Here is a 21063-nt window from a genome sequence, read left to right on the forward strand (position 1 = left end):
GTCCCCCCAGGAATAAAAATTTATTCCTAGATAAAAAAGGATGGAAAATCATTCCATCCTTTTTCTGTTTTAACCTTATCAATAAAGTCACTGACAATCAAACACCTAGAAATCAAGCCCCAGAATAATCCATTCATCTACATAATCCCAAAAAGGGATTGGGTAAATGGGTAACTCATCCTTTGACCAGAACACTCCACCTTGACTCATTGGTTTAGATAAGTCTAATACGAGATACTTTCCCATACCATTGCTAAAAAAATTGTAATAACTGGAAATGTCATTTGTTAACTGATCCTCAAATTCCCAATCATAATCAGCTATTGGTTCAATCATATCTAGATCGTCTAAGCCCATGCTTTTACTGGTATAGTCATTAAACCCTTCATGAATATGTGTATAGAAATCACGGATACTCCCGTCAAGTTCTAGTTTTGACTGATTAAAGTGGTCTGTAAACTCTCGGTCCGAAATCGGTATTTTACCCTCATAAAATACTAGACTCTTGCTCTGATAAGTTCTAATGGAATAAAGCAAGGAATAGGTAGGTCCAATTTTGATAAGGTCTATAGCCTCCAGAAACTCTTCTAGATAAGAGATCGTATTGCTGAGTTCTTCAGCTAGATATTTTTTCCATTCTCCTAGGATGATTTGTTTTCTTTTAGAAAAATCTGATGTTTGAAACGCATCCCGCCAATATTGTGGAATAGGATGATTGGACAGATTTTTAAAATTAGATAAAATCTCGACCAGCTCTCCAGATATCACATATTTCTTTAAAAATTTAATTTTTCATTCATAAACTATCTCTATTCATTTCTGTAAAATCCCCTTGACGCCACTTTTCTTCAACTCTTAAGTCCTAGATAGATAGATATAGTTTCGGGTCACAGGACAATCTTTTTCATCCTCACCCTAAAATAAAACCGATGTTCTCCAAATTCTTAACCCTTGCTTTTTAACTCAAGATCAAATTAGCTACAATAGGACTGATAAATACATAGAGAACACCTGTAACACCAATAGCTAATCCTCCCATAGCACCTGCAACTGGTCCATAGCGAAAGGCCGTTCCAGTTCCAACAGCGTGTCCTGTTCCACCCAGGGCTAGTCCAACAGCTACTGGATCGTCTATTTTTAGCCATTTTAGAAGTGTTGGTCCGATTACACTGGTCAAAATACCAGTCGCTACGACAACTACTAGAGTCACAGTAGTCAAGCCCTGCAACTTTTCTGTGATTCCCACTGCCATAGCAGTCGTTACTGACTTAGGAAAGAGGGAAATAGCTAGGAAAAAGTCCATACCAAAGATTTTGGCCACAAGGGCTGTGAAAGAGGTATTGACCACTACCGCCAGCAAACTACCAAAGAGAATACTGCGAGCATGATGCTTCATCAAGTGGAAACTCTTATAAAGGGGAATTCCTAGAGCCACTGTTGAAGGAACAATCAAGTTGTTAAGATAAACCCCACCTTGGTAGTAATCTTGGTAGGAAATGCCAGTTACCTTTAGAAAGATGATAATAAAAATAGCTGACAGCAACAAGGGAGTCGTTAAGGGATGAGGATAGCGTCTGAAAATCATCATTCCCCCAAGATAGGCTAAGATGGACAGGGCGATCCCAAAAAGGGGATTGGATACAAATTCGCTCATTTAGCACCTCTTTCTTCGTAGTCACCTTCATAGCGTTTTTTGATAAATTGAACCACAAGCGCAATCAAGATGATATTGATTACTGCCGCAAAAAAGACAATCAAGACAATAGGTAGGAGATAGGGAGCAATCACATCAAACTTTTCCATAATTCCAACCGCAGGAGGTAGAAAGAGGATGGTCATGTTGGCCAGCAAAAAGTTCCCCACCATATTGACATGGCGGATACGCAGCCACTTGAACTGCAAGGCTAGAAAAAGAATAATCAAGCCGATAATACTGCCTGGAATGGGCAAATGAAAGAAACTAGAGATCCCCTCTCCGATTAGAGAAATCACAAAAAGAATCATTAATTGAACATATAATTTCATCCTAAACTCCACGAAATAGACTTCTTGCATACCAGTTTACTCTTTTTTCAGAAAATTTCAAGGAAATACACAAAAGTTAATAAAAATAGGGAGAAAAGGGAATATAGACAATTAAAGACTAGTGAAAACAGCGTAATTTAGGATAAAAGATTCAGTGTCCTTCTTGCCAGCTTTCTTGAAAAGTAGTATAATTATTGCATGCGCAATCATCTTGTGATACAAAGACTGTCCGTGAATGGACATTCTTCTATTTATAACTCTAAAAAGAAAGGAGATACTATGACCTATTTGGAAAAATGGTTTGACTTCAATCGGCGTCAGAAAGAAATTGAAAGTCTCTTGGAAGAGACCGTTGCTAATCAGAGTGAACAAAGTCTGACCTTGAAAGAATTTTACCTGCTCTACTATCTGGACTTGGCCCAAGAAAAATCTCTACGACAGATTGACCTGCCAGATAAGCTTCATCTGAGCCCGAGCGCTGTTTCTCGGATGGTGGCTCGCTTGGAAGCTAAAAATTGCGGTCTGCTTAGTCGCATGTGTTGTGATCAAGATAGACGCTCTAGCTTTATCTGCCTGACAAGTGATGGGCAAAAAACACTGGCCTCTCTACAGAAGGCTGTCGAAGAAAGCTTGGAAACTGGTTTGGATTTCTTGATTTAAGATGATTTTAGAAAAAAGTTGCGTGCGCAATCATTTTTCTTGACATTCTCTTTTACAAGGAGTAAAATAAAGTCATCATTAAAATAAAGGAGTTTTTAAAATGATTGAAATTACCTATCTAGATGCCAGCAAGAACGAAAGAACTGTAACCTTCGAATCTTATGAAGACTTTGATCGTTCACAACAAGCTTGCCTTATCGGCGTCGCAGACTACTACCCTGTTCAAAAATTGACTTACAACGGTCATGATTTGGACTACCATGGAACTTACGGAGATATCTTCTTCTATCTCAAGAAACAAGATTTAAGCCAATATAACTAAAAAAGGAGAAATACAATGGCAAAAGCAATTACAGATGCAACATTCGAACAAGAAACAAAAGACGGTTTGGTCTTGGTAGACTTCTGGGCAACTTGGTGTGGTCCATGTCGTATGCAAGGTCCAATCTTGGACAAATTATCTGAAGAACTTTCAGAAGATGTTTTGAAAATCGTTAAAATGGACGTTGATGAAAATCCAAACACAGCTCGTGCTTTTGGAATCATGTCTATCCCAACTCTTCTCTTCAAAAAAGACGGCCAAGTTATCAAACAAGTTGCTGGTGTTCACACAGCAGAACAAATCAAGGCCATCGTTGCTGAATTGAGCTAATCATATTAGAGACCAAGTACTTGCTCTGGTCTCTTTTTTCTTGCCCTTTGCCATTTTTCAAAAAATATGCTAGACTATAGGTAGAATATTACGATGTTTGGGACATGCCATCGCTAAAAAAAACCTTGACTTGGTATTTTTTAGCTCCCTCAAGGGAGCTTTTTGCGTGCTCTGAACATTCCCCACTTTGGAAGGAGTACTATGAAACGTCAATCAGCCTTGGTCGTCTTTAGTGGCGGTCAAGATTCTACAACCTGCCTCTTTTGGGCTAAAAAACACTATGAAACGGTCGAAGCCGTCACCTTTGCCTACGGCCAACGCCATCATCTCGAAATTCAAGTCGCTAGAGAAATTGCTGAGGAACAGGGGATCCGTCATCATATCCTAGATATGTCTCTGCTGGGACAAATCACTGAAAATGCCCTGACCTCTGATATGGAGATTGAGCAAAAAGAGGGAGAGGTTCCCAATACCTTCGTTGATGGTCGCAACCACCTCTTTCTATCCTTTGCGGCAGTTCTTGCCAAGCAACGTGGCATTAAAGACATCGTGACAGGTGTCTGTGAGACAGATTTCTCTGGCTACCCTGATTGTCGAGATGTCTTTGTCAAATCCCTTAATGTGACGCTCAACCTTGCCATGGATTACGACTTCGTTATCCAAACACCTCTCATGTGGCTGGACAAGGCTGAAACTTGGGAATTAGCTGACCAACTCGGTGCCTTTGGCTATGTTCGCGAAAAGACCTTGACCTGCTACAATGGAATTATCGGCAGTGGCTGTGGGGATTGTCCAGCCTGCCACCTACGTCAACATGGGTTAGATGTTTATCTCTCACAGAAAGGAGAGGCCTAATGTTTTTTGCACCCAAAGAAATCAAACAGGAAACAGGGGAATCTCTTGTCTACAATCCTCACAGAACCTTAGTATCAAAAGAATTTACCTTTGATGCCGCCCACCACCTCTTTCACTATGAGGGAAAATGCAAATCTCTGCATGGTCACACTTATCATCTGCAGATTGCTGTCAGTGGATTTTTAGATGAACGTGGTATGACCTACGATTTTGGAGACATCAAAGCGATCTACAAGGACTACTTAGAACCCCACTTGGATCATCGCTATCTCAATGAAACTCTTCCCTATATGAACACGACTGCTGAAAATATGGTTTACTGGATTTTTCAAACTATGAACCAAGAGTTGCCAGACGAACGTGGTCTCCGTTTGGAATACGTTCGCCTCTATGAGACTCCGACTGCCTTTGCGGAATTTAGACGGGAGTGGTTAGATGACTAGGGAACGTGTCCTCAAACTACCAGTTCTGGAAATTTTTGGCCCAACCTTTCAAGGTGAAGGTCGTGCTATTGGGCAGAAAACCATGTTTGTCCGCACTGCAGGTTGCGACTACCACTGCGACTGGTGCGATTCTGCCTTTACTTGGGATGGTTCTGAAAAACCAACTCGCATGACAGCTGATGAGGTCATTGCTGAATTAGATAAATTGGGGAGCTACGACTACGTTACCTTGTCTGGCGGAAATCCTGCTATCCTAGCAGCTAACATGGCTGAACTGGTCACCAAGCTCAAGGAACGCGGTGTCACTCTAGCTGTTGAAACTCAAGGCTCCCGCTGGCAAAATTGGTTGAAAGATATCGACCAGGTCACTCTCAGTCCCAAACCTCCTTCATCCAAGATGGAAGTCAACTTTGAGACCTTGGACTTCATTGTTTCCCAACTGGATCCAAACAAGGTCACCTTTAAAATCCCTGTCTTTGACGATGCAGATTTGACCTTTGCTAAAGGGATACAAGAACGCTACCAACCAGATGTCCTCTTCTTATCGGCTGGAAATCCTGAACCCAAGGCTACAGGAAATATTGTCCAAGACCAACTGGACCGCCTCAAAGAACTCTGGGAACGCGTTGCTACTGACGATAGCTGGGGCAATGTCCGCGTCCTTCCTCAACTCCATACCCTCCTATACGATAACCAACGTGGTGTTTAAGATTAGAAAGAAAAAATCATGTCACAACAAGAAGAAATGAAAAACCTTAGCCTACTAGGCAATAAAGAAACCAACTACATTTTCGACTATCAACCAGAAGTCCTCGAATCTTTTGACAATCGTCATGTGGAAAATGACTATTTCATCAAATTCAACTGTCCTGAATTTACCTCCCTGTGCCCTATCACTGCTCAGCCAGATTTTGCAACGATTTATATTTCCTACATTCCTGACAAGCTCTGCGTCGAGTCAAAATCCCTCAAACTCTACCTCTTTAGTTACCGAAATCATGGGGATTTTCACGAAAACTGTATCAATACCATCGGGAAAGACTTGGTCAACTTGCTAGACCCTCGCTATTTAGAGGTCTGGGGAAAATTCACTCCACGCGGTGGCATTTCAATCGACCCTTACTACAACTACGGTAGACCTAGAACCAAGTATGAAGGATTGGCAGAACAACGCCTCTTCCAACACGACCTTTATCCAGAGAAAATTGACAACCGCTAAACTCATACTCAATGAAAATCAAATAGCAAACTAGGAAGCTAGCCGCAGGTTGCTCAAAGCACTGCTCTGAGGTTGTAGATAAAACTGACGAAGTCAGCTCAAAACACTGTTTTGAGGTTGCAGATGGACGCTGACGTAGTTTGAAGAGATTTTCGAAGAGTATCATACGAAAAAGCCCTGTTCCTCAAGCTGAGGAGCAAGGCTTTTTGAGTTTCAATTATTCTTCAGTTCCAAGGAAGTTTTTAGCAACAAGAGCTGCAAGAACTCCACCAACGATTGGTGCAAGGATGAAAATCCAAACTTGTTGAAGGGCTGCGCCACCTACCAAGACAGCTGGAGCCAAGCTACGAGCTGGGTTTACTGAAAGTCCAGTGATGTTCAAGCCAGCTAGAATCAAAGCTGTCAATGACAAACCAATGACCAAACCAGCGATTGCGCCATTCCCTTTGCTTGCTGATGTTACAGTCATGATCACCAAAACAAACAAGAATGTTGCGATTGTTTCAAACAAGAAACCACCAAAGACAGTTACTCCGTTTGCCAAGGCATTTTCACCAAGACTTGCAGTTGACATACCTGAATTTGCCAAGAGGAAGAGTACAGATCCAGATGCAAGGAAAGCACCGACTACTTGACCAAGAATGTAGTTTACAAGCTCTGAAGATGACAAACGTTTGTTAACAAACATAGCGATAGAAACAGCTGGATTCAAGTGAGCACCTGAAACAGTTCCGATTGAGAAAGCTGCGACTACGATTGCCAAACCAAAGGCAAGAGCAATCCCAAGGTGTCCAAGACCTTCAACACCATTTCCAAAAACAACAGCTCCTGTTCCGATGAACACAAGCATAAAAGTACCGATTAATTCAGCAACAAATTTTTTCATATTAAGTCTCCTTTTTTCAAACTATGTATTAGTCTATCAGAAGAAGGAAAGGGTTTCAAGAAATGTGCTTGGAAATTTTGTGCAAATTTTCACATTTGATAATCAAAATCTAATATTGGAAAGATTGAATAGCTTTTTTCAAGTCATCTTGTAAATTATTTCTCTGGTCGAGTTGAACATAGACTTCTAAGAGACAGGATCTGAAATTGGAAAATTGATAAAAATCTTCCCTCTCTTCTATCTGGAAATCAAGTGACTTTATCCAAGAAGCCAGTGTCGCTTGCTCCACCTTGCCTTGCAAAATAGGTTCGTAAAGGACTCTGGCCAAGCGCCAGTCCTCATCATCTATAAATCGAACCGAAATTCTTTTAAATAGTTGGCCAAGTATGTCAAATACTTCATGAACTCTATTTTTAGAAAAGTCTGGATGACAAACAACTTCAGTCAAAAGATCAGCCCCATGAGCAAAAGCATGCACCCAACCATACTGACTTGAAAAACCTGTCGTATCCTCTTCTTTTTCAAGGTAATGCAAACCTTGATCGAGCATCGTATTTCTGATATCAGTTTTTAGCTCTCGATAAAAAAGAGACTGTTCATTACCATCAGCAGATAAGAGATTGGCATAAATAAGGGCCCTAAAAGAACGTTCAAGCGTTGAAGCTCCTGTCTTATCAATCTCTTTATCTAGCCCATCATCAGAGACAATCTCAGCAGCAATCAACTGAAATTGCTCCTTGATAAATAACTCTTCTTGAATCCCCCTAGCCAAACTGGTAAAAACCAATTCATCGCGAATCTCTGGACTAGTATCCCCTATGTGCTCAAGTAGCCACAGGAGTTCTTCTTGACGATAACTCGGTTTTTCTTCTACTACTTTTCTTTTCAATTCTGGATACATCTGCCTACCTCTTTTTATGAGTTGTCAAAAAATCATCCGCAGATGACTTTATATTAAATTCTTAAGGAAATAGAATCTGGGATAACTGGTCTAAAATGAAGTAAATAACTATCAGTAGCAGCTCTACAGCAAGTTCAAATTTAACATCACGACCTTCAACGGCGTTTTTGAAAATAGCTACAGCTAGTCCAATACAAACCCAGGAGCATTATTCTAGAACAACCTTTCTATTCCTTTACTCCCCCAACTGGGCACTATAGGCAATAATTTGGTCAACCGTGTCTGACAAGAATTGAATCGTATCACGGAGTGGTTTGTCTGTTGAGATATCCGCTCCGATAATCATTGCTGATTCAAGTGGTGTTTTGCTACCTCCTGACTTGAGGAGATTGAGCCAATCTTCAGCTCCATTTTCAGAATTTTTTAGATGCAAGTAACCCGCTGTTGAGATAACCAAACCTGCTGAATAGGTATAACTATACAAGCCCATGTAATAGTGAGCTTGGCGCATCCAAGTCAAGGCTGCATCATCGTCAATTTCAATAGCATCTCCCAAGAAATCCGTCAAGACTTCCTTCATAATGCTATTAAGTTTGCTTGCTCCGAAAGTTTCTCCTTCTTCAATCAGTGTATAAACCTTACGTTGGAAGGCTGCTTCCAAAAGGTGGGTGATGAAATTATGGAAGTAGGTATCTGTCAAACGGTGAGCAAGAGCAAAACGTTTTTGACGTGGGTCGTCAGATTGGTGTTCCAAGTAATCACTTAAAAGCAATTCATTGAAGGTTGACGGTGCTTCGACATAGTAGGTCGACATGTGGGCATTAAAATAGCTTTGGTGATTGTCTGAAAAGATGAATTGACCAGAATGCCCGATTTCATGAATCAAGGTATAAACATCGCTCAAACGACCTGTCCAGCTCATGAGAACGTATGGATGCACACGGTATGGATCAGCTGCATAGCCACCAGAATCCTTGCCGCTATTGGCAGCAAAGTCCACCCAGCGTTCTTCTTGATAGCGAGCAACTTCCTGACAATATTCTTGTCCCAAAGGTTCTACTGACTTCATAACCAAATCATAGGCATCATCAATGCTAACCTCTGGATTGAGAGCACTGTCCAAGTCCAATTTCCAATCAGCAAATGTCATCTTTTCAAGACCATTGACCTTGGCAACATGCTTGAGGTATCGCTGAGCAACTGGCGCAAAGTCCTTCATGATGAGGTCAATCTGACGATCAAACATGGCACGGTCTACTTCTTGTTCAGCCAGAAGATAATCAAAAACTGAGCCGTATCCCTTCATATCTGCCAATAGTTTTTCAGATTTGACTTGGGCTAAATAGGCTGCCGCAGCCGTATTTTGGTGCTTACGAAGTCCTTCTGAGAAGGAACGGAAGGATTTCTCACGAACCTCAGCATCCTCGTGATTTTGATAGAAATTCTCATAAGTAACAAAGCTGTTTTTGTAGGTTTTGCCATGAGCTTCAAAATCGGCCATTTCAAAGTCACCAGCTCGCATCTTAGTGTAAATGTCCTGTGGACTGTAGAAAACTTCACCCAGATTGATCAAAGCCTTCTCCACATCAGCCCCTAGATAGTGGGCTTTTTTGATTTTGGCTTGACGAATGGCTGCAGTCAAATATGGCAAGTCACCCAAACGGTCCAAGACTTCTTCATCTGCTGCTACCAAGGCATCATCAAAGAAGGCCAAGGCTACGCTGGCATCTGTTTCAAACTCCATCCCAGCCTGGGCGATATTTGCAAAATCTTCATTGCTGTAGTCTGTCGTCTGAGGCATAAAGGCGTAATTACCTATATGACTCATCTGAATATAGATTTGTTCCAATTCTGCAAAGGCCTTCTCGAAATCTTCAAAAACGTGAAGATTGCCCTTGTAGTCACGACTAAATTGATTGATGTCTTCACGCACCTTTTCTATCGCACGCAAGAAATCCTCACGGTCTTGATATAGGGCTGTTAAATCCCAAAGTTCCTTTTCAGGAAATTCTGAACGGTGTTTTTGTTCCATCTTCTTCCTCTTATTTCTCTAATTCTAGCAATACACTGATGGCTGATAAGGCATAAAGCGGCGCTGTCTCTGCTCTTAGAATCCGAGGGCCAAGTCCTGCTAGAACAGCTCCTTTAGCCTCAAAACTCTCAATTTCCGCAGGTGAAAGACCACCTTCTGGACCAAAGACAAAGAGCAGTTTTGCTCCTTTTTCAAGACCCGAGACTGCTTGTATAAGCGCAGCTGCTTCTCCTTCTTTAGCCGACTCTTCATAGGCAACCACGATGCGGTCAAACTGGTCCAGTTGTGCTAGAAAATCTGCCTTTTTCTCAAAAAGGGTGATACTTGGAACGAAGTTACGCTTGCTTTGCTCGGCTGCTCCAAGGGAAATTTTTTCTAACTTCTCGACCTTTTTGCCCAATTTTTTGCCGTCCCACTTGGCAACGGACCAGTCAGCAGGGAAGGCCCAAATCTGACTAGCACCGAGTTCGGTTATTTTTTGAGTGATGAACTCCAGCTTGTCCCCCTTGGGAAATCCTGATGCTATGGTCACTTGGACTGACAGTTCCACATTATCAGGTAACTCTTGGACCAACTCAAACTGACGATTTTCCACATCCAGCACGCGCGCCAAGCGCTTGATCCCATCATCAAAAACTAGAGTAACCTCATCATCTTCCTTCAGGCGCATAACCTGAAACATGTGCTTGCTGGTCTCCTTGTCCTCGATGGTGACAGGTGAGCTTGCCAAACCTTTAACAAAATACTGCTGCATGCTAGCCTCCAATCACACCAGAGATATCTTTGGTCTTCTTGAAGACACAGGCATTCCACTCCCCTTGAATCATGTGGGTTTCAAGGAAGAATCCTGCTGACTCAGCCGACTCACGCACCATGTCCCACTTGTCCTTGATAATGCCACTCATAATCAGGTAACCTTCGTCCTTAACCAAACGATAAGCATCATCTGTCAGATGAATAAGGATATCTGCTAGGATGTTAGCCACGATGACATCTGCCTCAATCTCTACGCCCTTGAGCAAATCACCTGGCGCTACATGGATGTTTTCCATACCAGGATTGAGCTCAATATTTTCCTGAGCGACACGAACCGCCACATCGTCCAGGTCATAGGCGAAAATTTCCTTGGCTCCTAGGAGTGAGCTTGCAATAGAAAGAACCCCTGAACCAGTCCCTACATCTAGCACCGTTTCCCCACCACGAAGAACCTGCTCCAAGGCAAAAAGGCTCATCTTAGTCGTCGGGTGGGTTCCTGTCCCAAAGGCCATCCCTGGATCTAGCTTGATAATCTTCTCGCCAGCAGTCGCCTCATAGTCCGTCCATGACGGTACGATGGTTAGGTCATGGGTGATACGAGCTGGTTCATAGTATTTCTTCCAATTATCTGCCCAGTCTTCCTCAGCCAAGGCAGTCGTGCCAATCTTGACTTCGCCCAGATCCATAAAATCTGTCAATTCTGCAAGACGAGTTTGCAAGTCCGCTTCCACCACTGCTACATCAACTGTGTCAGGGTAGTAGGCAGTCACCACGATTTCTTCCTGTTGCTCGACTTCTGGGAAAATCTCACCAAAACGGTCGACATTTCCCACATAGTCCATGCTGTCTTCAATCGCAACACCTTGGGCACCTAGCTCAATCAAGAGATTGGAAACCAATTCCTCTCCCTCACGCTTCACTGTAACTTTTAACTCTTGCCATGTTTCCATCATTAAGATACCAAGCCCGTAAAACACAAAGCCAAAATAGGAAACTCTCTGAAGACGCTTGTGTCTAAGAAAAGTTTATCTTTTTGGCACAGTGTTTAGGGCGGATTCAGTTTAGAAATTTAACTGAACCATCCTTTCTAATCACTTACTTTTAAATAATCTTTCAATCTTTCTTGCAACTGAGGTACAACTTGACTGGAACTAAGAAATTCCTCAACATTCATGAGCTGATAACCCTGTCCTTCATCACCAAAGATGATACTATCAAACTGCTCCTGTGTCAACTTGCCAACTAGAAATACGGATTGTTTATCTGTAAAAAGCATACTTGGGTAAACCCTACTCCAAAGCAGACAATCCTCAGTCAGATGAATTCCCAGTTCTTCATAAACTTCACGCACTACGCACTCAAAAGGACTTTCATCGCCTTCACGTCCACCACCGGGCAACTCCCACATATTGGGCCAGGGAATGCTTGCCTTATCATCGCGTAAGATAGTCAAGACCTTATCCCCACAAAACAAAGCAATCTTGCAGCCTGTGAAATCAGAAATCTCTACTTCCATGTTAGACTCCTTCGGTTAATTCCTTTCCCAGCTCGGATAACCAGTTTTGATAATAGCTTTTCTCATCCCGTAACATCCGGCTGCTATTCATTTTCTGTCTAGCAATCTTCATAGCCTTGTGAGTTTGAACTACATCTTTCTTTACCTTAAATTGATACCAAGCTTGAATGACCTGCATATCTGCTGTTTTTAGAGATAAAAAGGATTTGACCCCTCGAATACTTGCATATTCTTCCTCTTTCTTATTATCTCCTTCCATCAGAGCAATTTGAAGAAGGTATAATTGAGAACTAGTTTTAGACATTGGATTATCTGTTTTCTCTAGCACAGACTGAAACTCTTGCGTTGCAAGCTCTATATTATCGTCCAATATGAATACCAACCCCTGAAGAGTCTGAACACTTTCTGCAAAACTCCCTCTCGCCTCCTCATCAACAGGCATGATAAAGTCTTTTAAATCATATTCTTGAGGAGCTAGCAAGGTCTGGGCAGAATGCCTCAACATCAGGTAGGCGTATTTGGTATTTTCAGGGTGTTGTAGCAATTCCCAAATTTTTGCGCCATCGGTGATGCCGACTGGCAAAATGTTATTTAAGAAGAAAGACAAATTAAGAAAAATCCAAGTGCCTGCAAAATACCAGCTTCTTGTCAAAAATCCAAACACTATCGCCAATAATATCAAGCTGAGATGAACCATCAAGCCTCCTGAAAGCATCAGGATGATTCTTTGATCACTTTCATCCTCTTTTAAACCAATATACTGAGCACCAACATTTTTTATAACTGCTGTTCGACTAAGATGAAGCCTGCCTGACTTTTTGGTTAAAAGAAAGTTCCCTAATCCAAAAGCCACCAGACGATAGCCTGTCAAGTATCCACAAAAAGCATGACCCAGCTCATGAAGAATAAAGATTAAATACATGCTTATAAGAGCGAAGGTATAACCAAAAGTAAAGGCTAAAAATGCGGAATACCCCAACTCTGCAAATGCGATGGTTCCACAAGCACAAGCCAGCATAATAAAGACAACAGCTAGCACATAAACCAAATAAATCCCAATTTTCTTCATAAAATCTCCAACCAACTCCTAGTATCTCGGATAAGGATAAAATTCTCCTTCTTCCAAGCCAACTTTTCCTTCTTCAAAGACTTCTTGGTTCCATTCCATGACGAATTCTTCTGCTTCTGGGTCTTCCAAAAAGTCCATAAGGGCATCTAGTCCAACCTCGGCAGTATCTTTAAGGAAAAGCGCAAAATAAGCTAAAAATTCGCGAGAAAATCCTTTTTTAGGCAAGTAAGGAATGACCGTCAAATAGTCTTCCTCATTGACTGTTGATTTGGCAGGATTGTAAAAAAGCACTGCTTCTTCAAAGAGAATGTCATCTGATGAAACCTCTCCATCCTCATCCACCATCTCCACACCTGCAGCATTTTGCGCTTCTAACAAAAAACTCACTTCAACCGCGTGGTTGCGCTTGTCCCAACTAATCTCAAAGTCAAAGGGAAAGTTCTTCTCCAACTCTTCCTCTAAAACATCTAAAAATCCGTATGTTGCCATTTTGTCCTCTTTCTATGCGACTCTTAAATCGCCCCGATTGCTCGGAAATATGCTAAAATAGATACTACCATCTTACCACAAAATTATTTTATGTCCTAATTATACCATATTACCTCATTTAAACCCTTGGTATTAGTGATTTTCTTAACAGTCTGATTTCTTTATTTTTTCCAAAAACTCAACACAAAAAGCCCTCGAAAGGGCTAAGAAATCTATAAAATCAATAGACAAGTAACCAGCACAATTAGATGTGCTTTTTTATTGGCCATTCCCACGATGTCACACTTAATCTTATGCTTGTATTTTCTTATCTGCAATAGCGTCTGTCAAAGTCTGAGAAAAGTTAAGTCCCATTTCTCGTCCCAACTTATCTGCCCATCTTGGTATGGTCAAGGTCTTTTTAATTGGTTCCTGACTTCCTAAGTACTCTGATACATCAACAGATACCATAGAAATAAAAGATTTATCAAGGTCATAGGTTGACACGAAATCTTCATCATCTTTAAAAGGATCATTATCAATTAAAGACAAGCTATTGATATCTGATGGCTGGGGCAAATCTCTATCACTCTCTATTAAATCTGCGACAGTAATTCCTAACCACTCCGAACCCATAGCTAAAGCCTCAGAAATCCCCGCACCTTGTGTAGCTGAGTATTCAAAATCTGGGAAATGAACAAAATAAGTCGCTTTTACCCCATCTGTATCATCATAATAAAATAAAGCTGGATATGTCACTAACATTTCACTACCTCCATATCAAAAAGCAGGGGCTGAATTTTACAACCCAGCTTGCTTTCTTATCCCTCTTTCAGTGTACTTATTCAGTTCACCATGAGGGATTGTGATAGGTCTTTCCCCTTGCTTCTCCATTTTAATATGGGAGCCTTTACCGCCTTTGGTTTTTATCCAACCATGAGCCGTAAGAAGTTTGACCATCTCTTTTTGTGTCATAGGCATAGCGCTTTTACCTCCTGACAACACCATTATAACACGTGCTACACGTATTGTAAAGGAGTGATACTTATTATTCTCTTATACATAAAAGCTCCTAGATGTGGTTCTAAGGGTAGCCAATTTATTCATGTCTATTTTTTTGAGTGGTAAATACTGCTTCTTTCTCGATCCATTCATCATTTGTATAGTCAATTGTAAAAGTATCTCGATTTAAGACAGACTGAGGCGGAGTTGAATGAATCATAGGAACACTGCGTACTCTATACTTTTTATCTCCAATTTTTACAAATTGATTAACTCTCAAGTCTTCGAAATCAGGATTTTTAACAGTTGTAGTTTATTGAATTTGGAATAGTACGCCAAGGTTTCTAAAACATTGTTAGAAATTGGTTTGAATTCCCTACTTGATTTGTTCGGTTTCTATTTCATTCCACTATATTACAAGAAGACGACTTACTACTTTAAAAACACCAATTATTCTATTTTTCATATTTTTCCAATTCATAATTATTAGAATGAACTTCTTGGTAAGCAAAATCAAGTTTAGATTTAATGTTTTCGTACAAATCTAAAATCTCTTTTGGAGTATCTTCCCGGAAGAAAAATTTTCTTTTTCCTGAAATAACTTGATCACTAAGAATCCAATGACGAATTTGTTTTGTAAAAATCAAAACTTCCTAACTTGGTAATTCCATTATTTCCATTCCTTATCACCTCTCTTTTCATTATAGTTCATACAATGACATTTAGCAATATTATTTCTCAAGTCAGCAATTCCACTTCTTTAGACTCAACTATCATATTTTGAGCTTTAAGGAAGATCCATTCTTTCATGCTGATACCTCTCCTCATCAAATTAAATAGTCAGAAAAATTCTATCTCACACCCTGAATATTACAAAACCATTGAAATATCACAACTAATAGGCTAGAATGGACATAGTAAGATATATTGGATGAGTTATTCTACTCAAAAAATATGAAACTAAAATCCACGTTAGAAAGGACTGCTATGCCAGACAATCTCGCGCTTCGCATGCGCCCTAAAACCATCGACCAGGTTATCGGTCAGGAGCATCTGGTCGGCCCAGGAAAAATCATCCGTCGCATGGTGGAGGCTAACCGCCTATCGTCTATGATTCTCTATGGACCTCCGGGTATCGGAAAAACCAGTATCGCCTCAGCCATCGCTGGAACGACCAAGTATGCCTTTCGGACCTTTAATGCGACAGTTGATAGTAAAAAACGTCTCCAAGAAATCGCCGAAGAAGCCAAGTTTTCAGGTGGTCTTGTACTACTCCTAGACGAGATCCACCGCTTAGACAAGACCAAGCAAGACTTTCTCCTGCCACTTTTGGAAAGTGGCCTGGTCATCATGATTGGTGCGACAACTGAAAATCCTTTCTTTTCTGTCACTCCAGCCATCCGTAGCCGTGTTCAGATTTTTGAATTGGAACCTCTGTCTAACCAAGATGTCAAAAAAGCCATTCAAATCGCCTTGACTGACCCTGAACGAGGTTTTGATTTTCCAGTTGAGTTAGATGATGATGCCCTTGATTTTATCGCAACATCTACCAATGGAGATCTCCGTTCTGCCTTCAACTCACTGGATTTGGCCGTTCTTTCGACTCCGGAAAATAATGAAGGTATCCGCCATATCACGCTTGATATTATGGAAAACAGCCTCCAGAGAAGCTACATCACTATGGACAAGGATGGGGATGGGCACTATGATGTTCTCTCTGCTCTACAGAAATCCATTCGTGGCTCAGATGTCGATGCTAGTCTCCACTATGCTGCTCGCTTGATAGAGGCTGGTGATTTGCCTAGTCTCGCTCGTCGCTTGACCGTCATTGCCTACGAAGATATCGGCTTGGCCAATCCTGAAGCGCAGATTCATACCGTCACTGCTCTGGATGCGGCGCAGAGGATTGGTTTCCCTGAGGCTCGTATCCTCATCGCCAATGTCGTAATTGATTTGGCCCTTTCTCCAAAATCCAACTCAGCCTATGTGGCTATGGATAAGGCTCTGGCTGACCTTAAAACGTCTGGTCACTTACCAATCCCAAGACACCTGCGAGATGGTCACTATAGCGGTAGCAAGGAGCTAGGCAATGCTCAAAACTACCTCTATCCTCATAGCTATCCTGGCCACTGGGTCAAGCAAGATTATTTACCAGAAAAAATTCGCGACCATAGCTACTTCTCACCAGAAGATACTGGGAAATACGAACGTGCCCTAGCTCAACGCAAGGAAACCATAGATAAATTACGAAATTTGTGAAATCCTATCCAAATAATTACATTTACCCCTTGATTTTTTTTGAAAAAGTGGTATTATATAAACATAGAAACGCTGTGGTGTACGACCTCACACTTAAGTGTTGACCGACTATTTTTTGTATTATTAGGGAAACAAAAGTCTTCTAACAGCATGTAGGCCGTCTCACACGGAAACAGCTTCAGTTAGAGCGAGTTGCCCACCTGCTTAATTGCGCGGGTTCAATACAAACCGTGAAGTTTCGGCACCAATACAGCTTTTTATTTGCCTCCTTAGCTCAGTTGGTAGAGCAGTAGACTCTTAATCTATGGGTCGCAGGTTCGAGCCCTGCAGGGGGCATCTAAATCAACAGGAAAAAGCCTTGATTTCAAGGCTTTTTTGCTTGTCTATAACTGATTTGCCCCATCATTTGCCCCACATTTTTTTTATGAGCAATCTTTCCAGACATCTCTGATTATGAAAAACAAAAAAGCTATCCTACCTTTGCAAATTTGGATAAGATAGCGGAATATTTTAATGCAACTCCAACCCAACTCTTTGGAACGAGTAAAGAGATTGAGTTAGAAAAGAGTGTTCTTGAATCTAATGAATACTCTGATAAAGTAAGTGAAATCTTAAAAGCTGTCAAATACATCGAGCATTTCCTACATACTGATGGACAGTACTTAGAGGATTTACTTTACCTAACAAGAGGCAACCAACTATACACAGAAGATGGAAAAGAGTTGTATATTGATCCAACTTCTCAGAAAAGAACACTTCATACCCAATATGAACCTGGTTTTATTGAAGCAAGAGATAAATCTCCACTAGAGCTCTTAATTGAAAATAAGGAATTGTTTGATAAATAGAAAAAGCGAGGATAACCTCGCTTCAGATTGAAGTTAAAATCTTTAGAAGACACTTTTATAAGGACTTTGTCTTCAATCTGTGAAAAGGAGTGAAAACTCCTTTTCTTTTTGTAAGTCAGACTGAAACTTCCAAATTGTTTATTTATTTTATTGACATTTTCTATAAAAATAAGTACAATAGTTTTATTAGAAAACTATACTATATAGGGGGTATTGAAATGAAATTTTCTAATCGTTTACTGCTATTCCTTGCAGGAGTTGTTTTTGTCCTTTTAGGACTTTTCCTATTTACAAACCCAGTAGCTAATCTTGTTGCTTACAGCTGGTGGATTGCATTTGGTTTACTGGTTTCTTCTATAGCAGCTATTTTAGGCTATTTCTCTGTACCAAAAGAGCTTCGCTCACCAGCTCATCTTTTCCAAGGGATTGTTAATCTTCTCTTAGCTCTTTACCTCGTTGCCTATGGCTTTGTGACGCTGCCAGTTGTCATTCCAACTATTTTAGGAATTTGGTTAATTGTAGAAGCCATTATAGCTTTCTTTAAAGGCAATCGTCTGGGATTGATTTTCCCTATTATTGGCAACCGTATCATGTGGATAGCGTTGCTTGCATTTTTACTAGGTCTAGTGATTTTGTTCAATCCAGTAGCTACAAGTGTCTTTGTCGTTTATGTCGTTGCCTTTGCATTTTTAATTGTTGGTTTCACCTATATCCTTGATGCCTTTCGTAAATAATCTAGCTGCCATTTTGGGCATATTAAAATAGCTGGGAAGTTACATTCTCAGCTTTTTCTGTTGCCTCCTTAGCTCAGTTGGTAGAGCAGTAGACTCTTAAGCTATGGGGCGCAGGTTCGAGCCCTGCAGGGGGCACATCTAAATCAACAGAAATAAGCCTTGAAACCAAGGCTTTTTTTAACGTCTAATAGCTTTTTGTAGAAAAGTATTTAAAAATAAAAGAGAAGAGAATCTCTCACTCTCTTCTCAGTATATCTTATTAAATTTAGTTTTTCTTAATCTAGCTGATTTTCCTTTGCAACGACAAATTCCTTAACCAATCGATAGATAACAGCAAATATCGGTGTAAAGAATATCATCCCAAGTAAGCCAAAGAGATTGCCTCCAATACTAGCAGCCGCAAGCGTGAAAATAGCTGGCAAACCAATAGACTGACCTACAACTCTAGGATAAATAAGGTTTCCTTCAATCAGCTGTATAACTTGATATAGAAGAAGAGAAAGTAAGGCTTGAGTAGGACTCACTGTGAAGATAAAAATCGCTCCCACAACACAAGCAATCATAGGCCCTACATAAGGAATGAACGATAGCACTCCTGCAAAGATACCTGTCATTACTCCATAGGGTATCCCAAACATGCTGTAACCAACCGCTATCATAACTCCTATGATAACTGCTTCAATCAGCTGACTCATCAAAAATTGGTCATAAGTCTCTAGTGCTACTTGTCCAATGTAAGTCAACTTTATCACCACCTTCTCTGGAAGAAAAACTTTTAGAAGTCGACTCGTCATCGCTGCCAAATGTTCCTTACTGGATAAAAATAAAAAGGTGAAGACTATAATCAAAAAGGCATTCATCAAACTTGAAAAAATATTGCCGATATTACTAGTCAGACCTGATAAAAAACCTATCAAAGCTTGGCTAATAGAACTAGATTGTCCCTGTATGCCTGATACGATAGTTGACAACATGTCTTTGGTTACAAATTCCGAGCTGCCTAGAAATTTCCCAAGTTGAGTAAGGACTGTTGAAAGGACTGTTCCCAGCTGACTAATAGTCTGAGCTAGGGTTGGCAGCACCAAAACCAAAAGAGCAATCACGATTAAGATAAGAGCTAGGAAAACAAGTACCATGGCAATCGGACGACGCAACTCTGCCTTTACCTTCAATTTAACTAAGTACTGTTCAATTTTTTTCATAGGAACATTAAGCACAAAAGCAATAACAGCACCATAAATCAAGGTTGATATTACATCAAAGAGAGAGATTGCTCCTGATATAAAGCTCGATGCATTCAGAATTACAAGAGCAACCAGCCCTATAAAAAGGATTAACGGAGTATATTTTTTAACTAAGTTCATAAATTCTCCTTAATAAACATGTTTAGATACGACTATACTATTTGGTTTTTCAAACTCTCGATCAAGGTAGGCTTGGTAAGTTCCTGGAGCGATAAATCCTTTTGGTGAGAGGATATCTGTTCCAGCTTGACCGACTATGGTATCAGCCAAGAGCACACAGTTTGTGGACAAGACAAAGTAGGATTTAAACTTAGATTTGATAAATTTATAAAGTTCCCCATCTGTCTCATGTCTGATTTTATAAGCGTAGGTGTAGTCTTCCTTACCATCACCTGTCATTATTTTATCTGCACTTGGCTCCCATGGAATCGTCAGTTGTTTCAATTCAGCCAACTTTTTCTGAACTGCTTTTTCCATTTCAGGCGTCAAATCTATCCCATAACCAAAAAGCGTTTTTTGACTCTCACGTTTACATAGGTCAATGTACTTGTCACGATCACAGAAATATAAGACACCATCTCCTACCATGCCAAATAAGGTCTCAGAAGACGGATCATAGTTGCCATAAGAAATAACACGGCCTTGATAGCAGATATCCACATGACCAATTGCCGAAAACAGAGAGGTCTCAGCTGTATGAACAAAAATTTCAAGCTCCGCTGTCTTACCAGACTTCACTATTCCAAGATGGATATCTTCTTCCTCATCAGCATTTTCCAGCATAAATTTGTTAATTTTTGCTAAAGTTCTTGCAGGGATGAGAGCGGCTAGGACAATAGGTAAGCTCATTCTTACACGACGTTTGAGATGGTTTTTCCCAATTTCCTCCTCAAACAAGAAACCATCACGGATATTGGACACACCATAAAGGAAAAAATAAGCCCCTAATACAAAGAGTTGAAAGACAGAATTTCCTGTAGAGGACAAAAGACTAGTCCCACCAAGAAAAACTAGTACGAGTCCATCTAGTAAGAGACGAAAACGAGGTCGAATTTTGTTTTTGCGGTAGAGAACATAGGTGACAAGGTTAATACTAGCATGAAAAATCTGATAAACTCCAATCACAAGAGCCAAAATATAAATCGGCACATCCGTCGCAAGATTGGAGCCAAGCAAATATCCCAGCACTAACAATTTAACCAGTGCAACTCCCAAGGTGTCCGTTGACTGACTTTTTTTGAAAATACGTAATACTAAATCTAAGACCGTTGCTATCCAAGCTAAAAACAGAACCAGTCGAATAACCTTTACTGGCAACCAAGTCCCCGTGACCATCAAGATGAGACCTAGCAGAACAAACAAGAACCCCTGAGCAAGTAATTTCTTACCTGTCAGACCTAAAGATAGAATTTTCGCCATATAAAAACCTTTCAACAATAAAAATTAAACACTCCGATTAAACTGACTAGTAAATAGCCAACACTACAAACAGCC

General features: G+C 40.6%; 27 protein-coding genes and 2 tRNA genes. 12 read left to right on the plus strand and 17 right to left on the minus strand.

Going from position 1 to position 21063, the window contains the following annotated elements; all coding sequences use genetic code 11:
* Positions 1-105: 105 nt before the first annotated feature.
* From QM867_RS04410 to QM867_RS04420, 3 genes are all read right to left on the minus strand, one after another.
* On the minus strand, positions 106-768 hold the full coding sequence (locus QM867_RS04410; RefSeq protein WP_248034830.1) for a hypothetical protein: 663 nt from the start codon (positions 766-768) through the stop codon (positions 106-108).
* A 190-nt stretch (positions 769-958) separates the two neighbouring features.
* On the minus strand, positions 959-1654 hold the full coding sequence (locus tag QM867_RS04415) for an LrgB family protein (RefSeq protein WP_248034829.1): 696 nt from the start codon (positions 1652-1654) through the stop codon (positions 959-961).
* Positions 1651-2025 carry a CidA/LrgA family protein gene (locus QM867_RS04420; RefSeq protein ID WP_000781321.1) on the minus strand — a complete coding sequence of 125 codons (375 nt, stop codon included), beginning with the start codon at positions 2023-2025 and terminating at the stop codon, positions 1651-1653. Before QM867_RS04420 ends, QM867_RS04415 begins: the two co-directional genes overlap by 4 nt.
* A gap of 279 nt (positions 2026-2304) precedes the next feature.
* Here QM867_RS04420 and QM867_RS04425 point away from each other — a divergent pair, with 279 nt between their 5' ends.
* The 7 genes from QM867_RS04425 (at position 2305) to queF (ending at position 5854) form a co-directional block, all read left to right on the plus strand.
* Positions 2305-2685, plus strand: a complete 381-nt coding sequence (locus QM867_RS04425) for a MarR family transcriptional regulator (RefSeq protein ID WP_125411151.1) — start codon at positions 2305-2307, stop codon at positions 2683-2685.
* Between the two features lie 100 nt (positions 2686-2785).
* Positions 2786-3007: a DUF4649 family protein gene (locus QM867_RS04430; protein ID WP_000570255.1), complete on the plus strand. Its 222-nt coding sequence runs from the start codon at positions 2786-2788 to the stop codon at positions 3005-3007.
* Positions 3008-3022: 15 nt separating this feature from the next.
* On the plus strand, positions 3023-3337 hold the full coding sequence (gene trxA / locus QM867_RS04435; protein ID WP_296174180.1) for a thioredoxin: 315 nt from the start codon (positions 3023-3025) through the stop codon (positions 3335-3337).
* A 201-nt stretch (positions 3338-3538) separates the two neighbouring features.
* The gene (gene queC / locus QM867_RS04440) at positions 3539-4192 is read left to right on the plus strand and encodes a 7-cyano-7-deazaguanine synthase QueC (RefSeq protein ID WP_414315243.1); all 654 of its coding nucleotides are present in this window, start codon (positions 3539-3541) and stop codon (positions 4190-4192) included.
* Positions 4192-4635, plus strand: coding sequence for a 6-carboxytetrahydropterin synthase QueD (queD, locus tag QM867_RS04445; RefSeq protein ID WP_125415378.1), 444 nt, complete (start codon positions 4192-4194; stop codon positions 4633-4635). Before queC ends, queD begins: the two co-directional genes overlap by 1 nt.
* The gene (gene queE, locus QM867_RS04450; RefSeq protein ID WP_075231901.1) at positions 4628-5344 is read left to right on the plus strand and encodes a 7-carboxy-7-deazaguanine synthase QueE; all 717 of its coding nucleotides are present in this window, start codon (positions 4628-4630) and stop codon (positions 5342-5344) included. Before queD ends, queE begins: the two co-directional genes overlap by 8 nt.
* Positions 5345-5362: 18 nt before the next feature.
* Positions 5363-5854, plus strand: a complete 492-nt coding sequence (gene queF / locus QM867_RS04455; RefSeq protein WP_248034826.1) for a preQ(1) synthase — start codon at positions 5363-5365, stop codon at positions 5852-5854.
* Positions 5855-6071: 217 nt separating this feature from the next.
* On the opposite strand, the gene QM867_RS04460 is transcribed toward queF, so the two are convergent.
* The 12 genes from QM867_RS04460 to QM867_RS04515 form a co-directional block, all read right to left on the minus strand.
* Positions 6072-6740: an MIP/aquaporin family protein gene (locus tag QM867_RS04460; protein ID WP_315640473.1), complete on the minus strand. Its 669-nt coding sequence runs from the start codon at positions 6738-6740 to the stop codon at positions 6072-6074.
* A 109-nt stretch (positions 6741-6849) separates the two neighbouring features.
* On the minus strand, positions 6850-7641 hold the full coding sequence (locus QM867_RS04465; protein WP_075231898.1) for a DUF2785 domain-containing protein: 792 nt from the start codon (positions 7639-7641) through the stop codon (positions 6850-6852).
* Positions 7642-7876: 235 nt separating this feature from the next.
* Positions 7877-9673 carry an oligoendopeptidase F gene (gene pepF / locus QM867_RS04470; RefSeq protein ID WP_414315244.1) on the minus strand — a complete coding sequence of 599 codons (1797 nt, stop codon included), beginning with the start codon at positions 9671-9673 and terminating at the stop codon, positions 7877-7879.
* Positions 9674-9683: 10 nt separating this feature from the next.
* Positions 9684-10427 carry a 16S rRNA (uracil(1498)-N(3))-methyltransferase gene (locus QM867_RS04475; protein ID WP_075231896.1) on the minus strand — a complete coding sequence of 248 codons (744 nt, stop codon included), beginning with the start codon at positions 10425-10427 and terminating at the stop codon, positions 9684-9686.
* Between the two features lies 1 nt (position 10428).
* Positions 10429-11379, minus strand: a complete 951-nt coding sequence (gene prmA / locus QM867_RS04480; RefSeq protein ID WP_153224903.1) for a 50S ribosomal protein L11 methyltransferase — start codon at positions 11377-11379, stop codon at positions 10429-10431.
* Positions 11380-11516: 137 nt separating this feature from the next.
* The gene (locus tag QM867_RS04485) at positions 11517-11945 is read right to left on the minus strand and encodes an NUDIX hydrolase (protein WP_414315245.1); all 429 of its coding nucleotides are present in this window, start codon (positions 11943-11945) and stop codon (positions 11517-11519) included.
* Between the two features lies 1 nt (position 11946).
* Positions 11947-13014: a M50 family metallopeptidase gene (locus QM867_RS04490; RefSeq protein ID WP_414315246.1), complete on the minus strand. Its 1068-nt coding sequence runs from the start codon at positions 13012-13014 to the stop codon at positions 11947-11949.
* An 18-nt stretch (positions 13015-13032) separates the two neighbouring features.
* Positions 13033-13503, minus strand: coding sequence for a DUF3013 family protein (locus QM867_RS04495; RefSeq protein WP_000257122.1), 471 nt, complete (start codon positions 13501-13503; stop codon positions 13033-13035).
* A gap of 291 nt (positions 13504-13794) precedes the next feature.
* Entirely contained in the window at positions 13795-14247 is a 453-nt protein-coding gene (locus QM867_RS04500) for a type II toxin-antitoxin system HicB family antitoxin (RefSeq protein ID WP_000961816.1), read from the minus strand.
* Positions 14248-14283: 36 nt separating this feature from the next.
* Positions 14284-14463: a type II toxin-antitoxin system HicA family toxin gene (locus QM867_RS04505; protein ID WP_001132279.1), complete on the minus strand. Its 180-nt coding sequence runs from the start codon at positions 14461-14463 to the stop codon at positions 14284-14286.
* Positions 14464-14581: 118 nt separating this feature from the next.
* Positions 14582-14764: a hypothetical protein gene (locus QM867_RS04510; RefSeq protein WP_033630633.1), complete on the minus strand. Its 183-nt coding sequence runs from the start codon at positions 14762-14764 to the stop codon at positions 14582-14584.
* A gap of 175 nt (positions 14765-14939) precedes the next feature.
* Positions 14940-15131: a hypothetical protein gene (locus QM867_RS04515; protein ID WP_000578034.1), complete on the minus strand. Its 192-nt coding sequence runs from the start codon at positions 15129-15131 to the stop codon at positions 14940-14942.
* Positions 15132-15471: 340 nt separating this feature from the next.
* On the opposite strand from QM867_RS04515, the gene QM867_RS04520 reads away from it, so the two are divergent.
* From QM867_RS04520 to QM867_RS04540, 5 genes are all read left to right on the plus strand, one after another.
* Complete coding sequence (locus tag QM867_RS04520) at positions 15472-16743, plus strand: replication-associated recombination protein A (protein ID WP_414315247.1); 1272 nt, start codon at positions 15472-15474, stop codon at positions 16741-16743.
* Positions 16744-17006: 263 nt separating this feature from the next.
* A tRNA-Lys gene (locus QM867_RS04525) sits at positions 17007-17079 on the plus strand.
* Between the two features lie 95 nt (positions 17080-17174).
* A complete protein-coding gene (locus tag QM867_RS04530; RefSeq protein WP_235084148.1) occupies positions 17175-17591 on the plus strand; it encodes a helix-turn-helix domain-containing protein in 417 nt (138 codons plus the stop codon).
* A 218-nt stretch (positions 17592-17809) separates the two neighbouring features.
* Positions 17810-18325 carry a DUF308 domain-containing protein gene (locus tag QM867_RS04535; protein WP_414315248.1) on the plus strand — a complete coding sequence of 172 codons (516 nt, stop codon included), beginning with the start codon at positions 17810-17812 and terminating at the stop codon, positions 18323-18325.
* Between the two features lie 62 nt (positions 18326-18387).
* A tRNA-Lys gene (locus QM867_RS04540) sits at positions 18388-18460 on the plus strand.
* A 140-nt stretch (positions 18461-18600) separates the two neighbouring features.
* Here the strand turns inward: QM867_RS04540 and QM867_RS04545 are convergent.
* On the minus strand, positions 18601-19689 hold the full coding sequence (locus QM867_RS04545) for an AI-2E family transporter (protein ID WP_173304499.1): 1089 nt from the start codon (positions 19687-19689) through the stop codon (positions 18601-18603).
* 9 nt (positions 19690-19698) lie between these two features.
* Positions 19699-20988: a DUF308 domain-containing protein gene (locus QM867_RS04550; protein ID WP_414315249.1), complete on the minus strand. Its 1290-nt coding sequence runs from the start codon at positions 20986-20988 to the stop codon at positions 19699-19701.
* Positions 20989-21063: the final 75 nt, after the last annotated feature.

It is taken from the genome of Streptococcus infantis (assembly GCF_047463635.1).
Lineage (GTDB): Bacteria > Bacillota > Bacilli > Lactobacillales > Streptococcaceae > Streptococcus > Streptococcus infantis_W.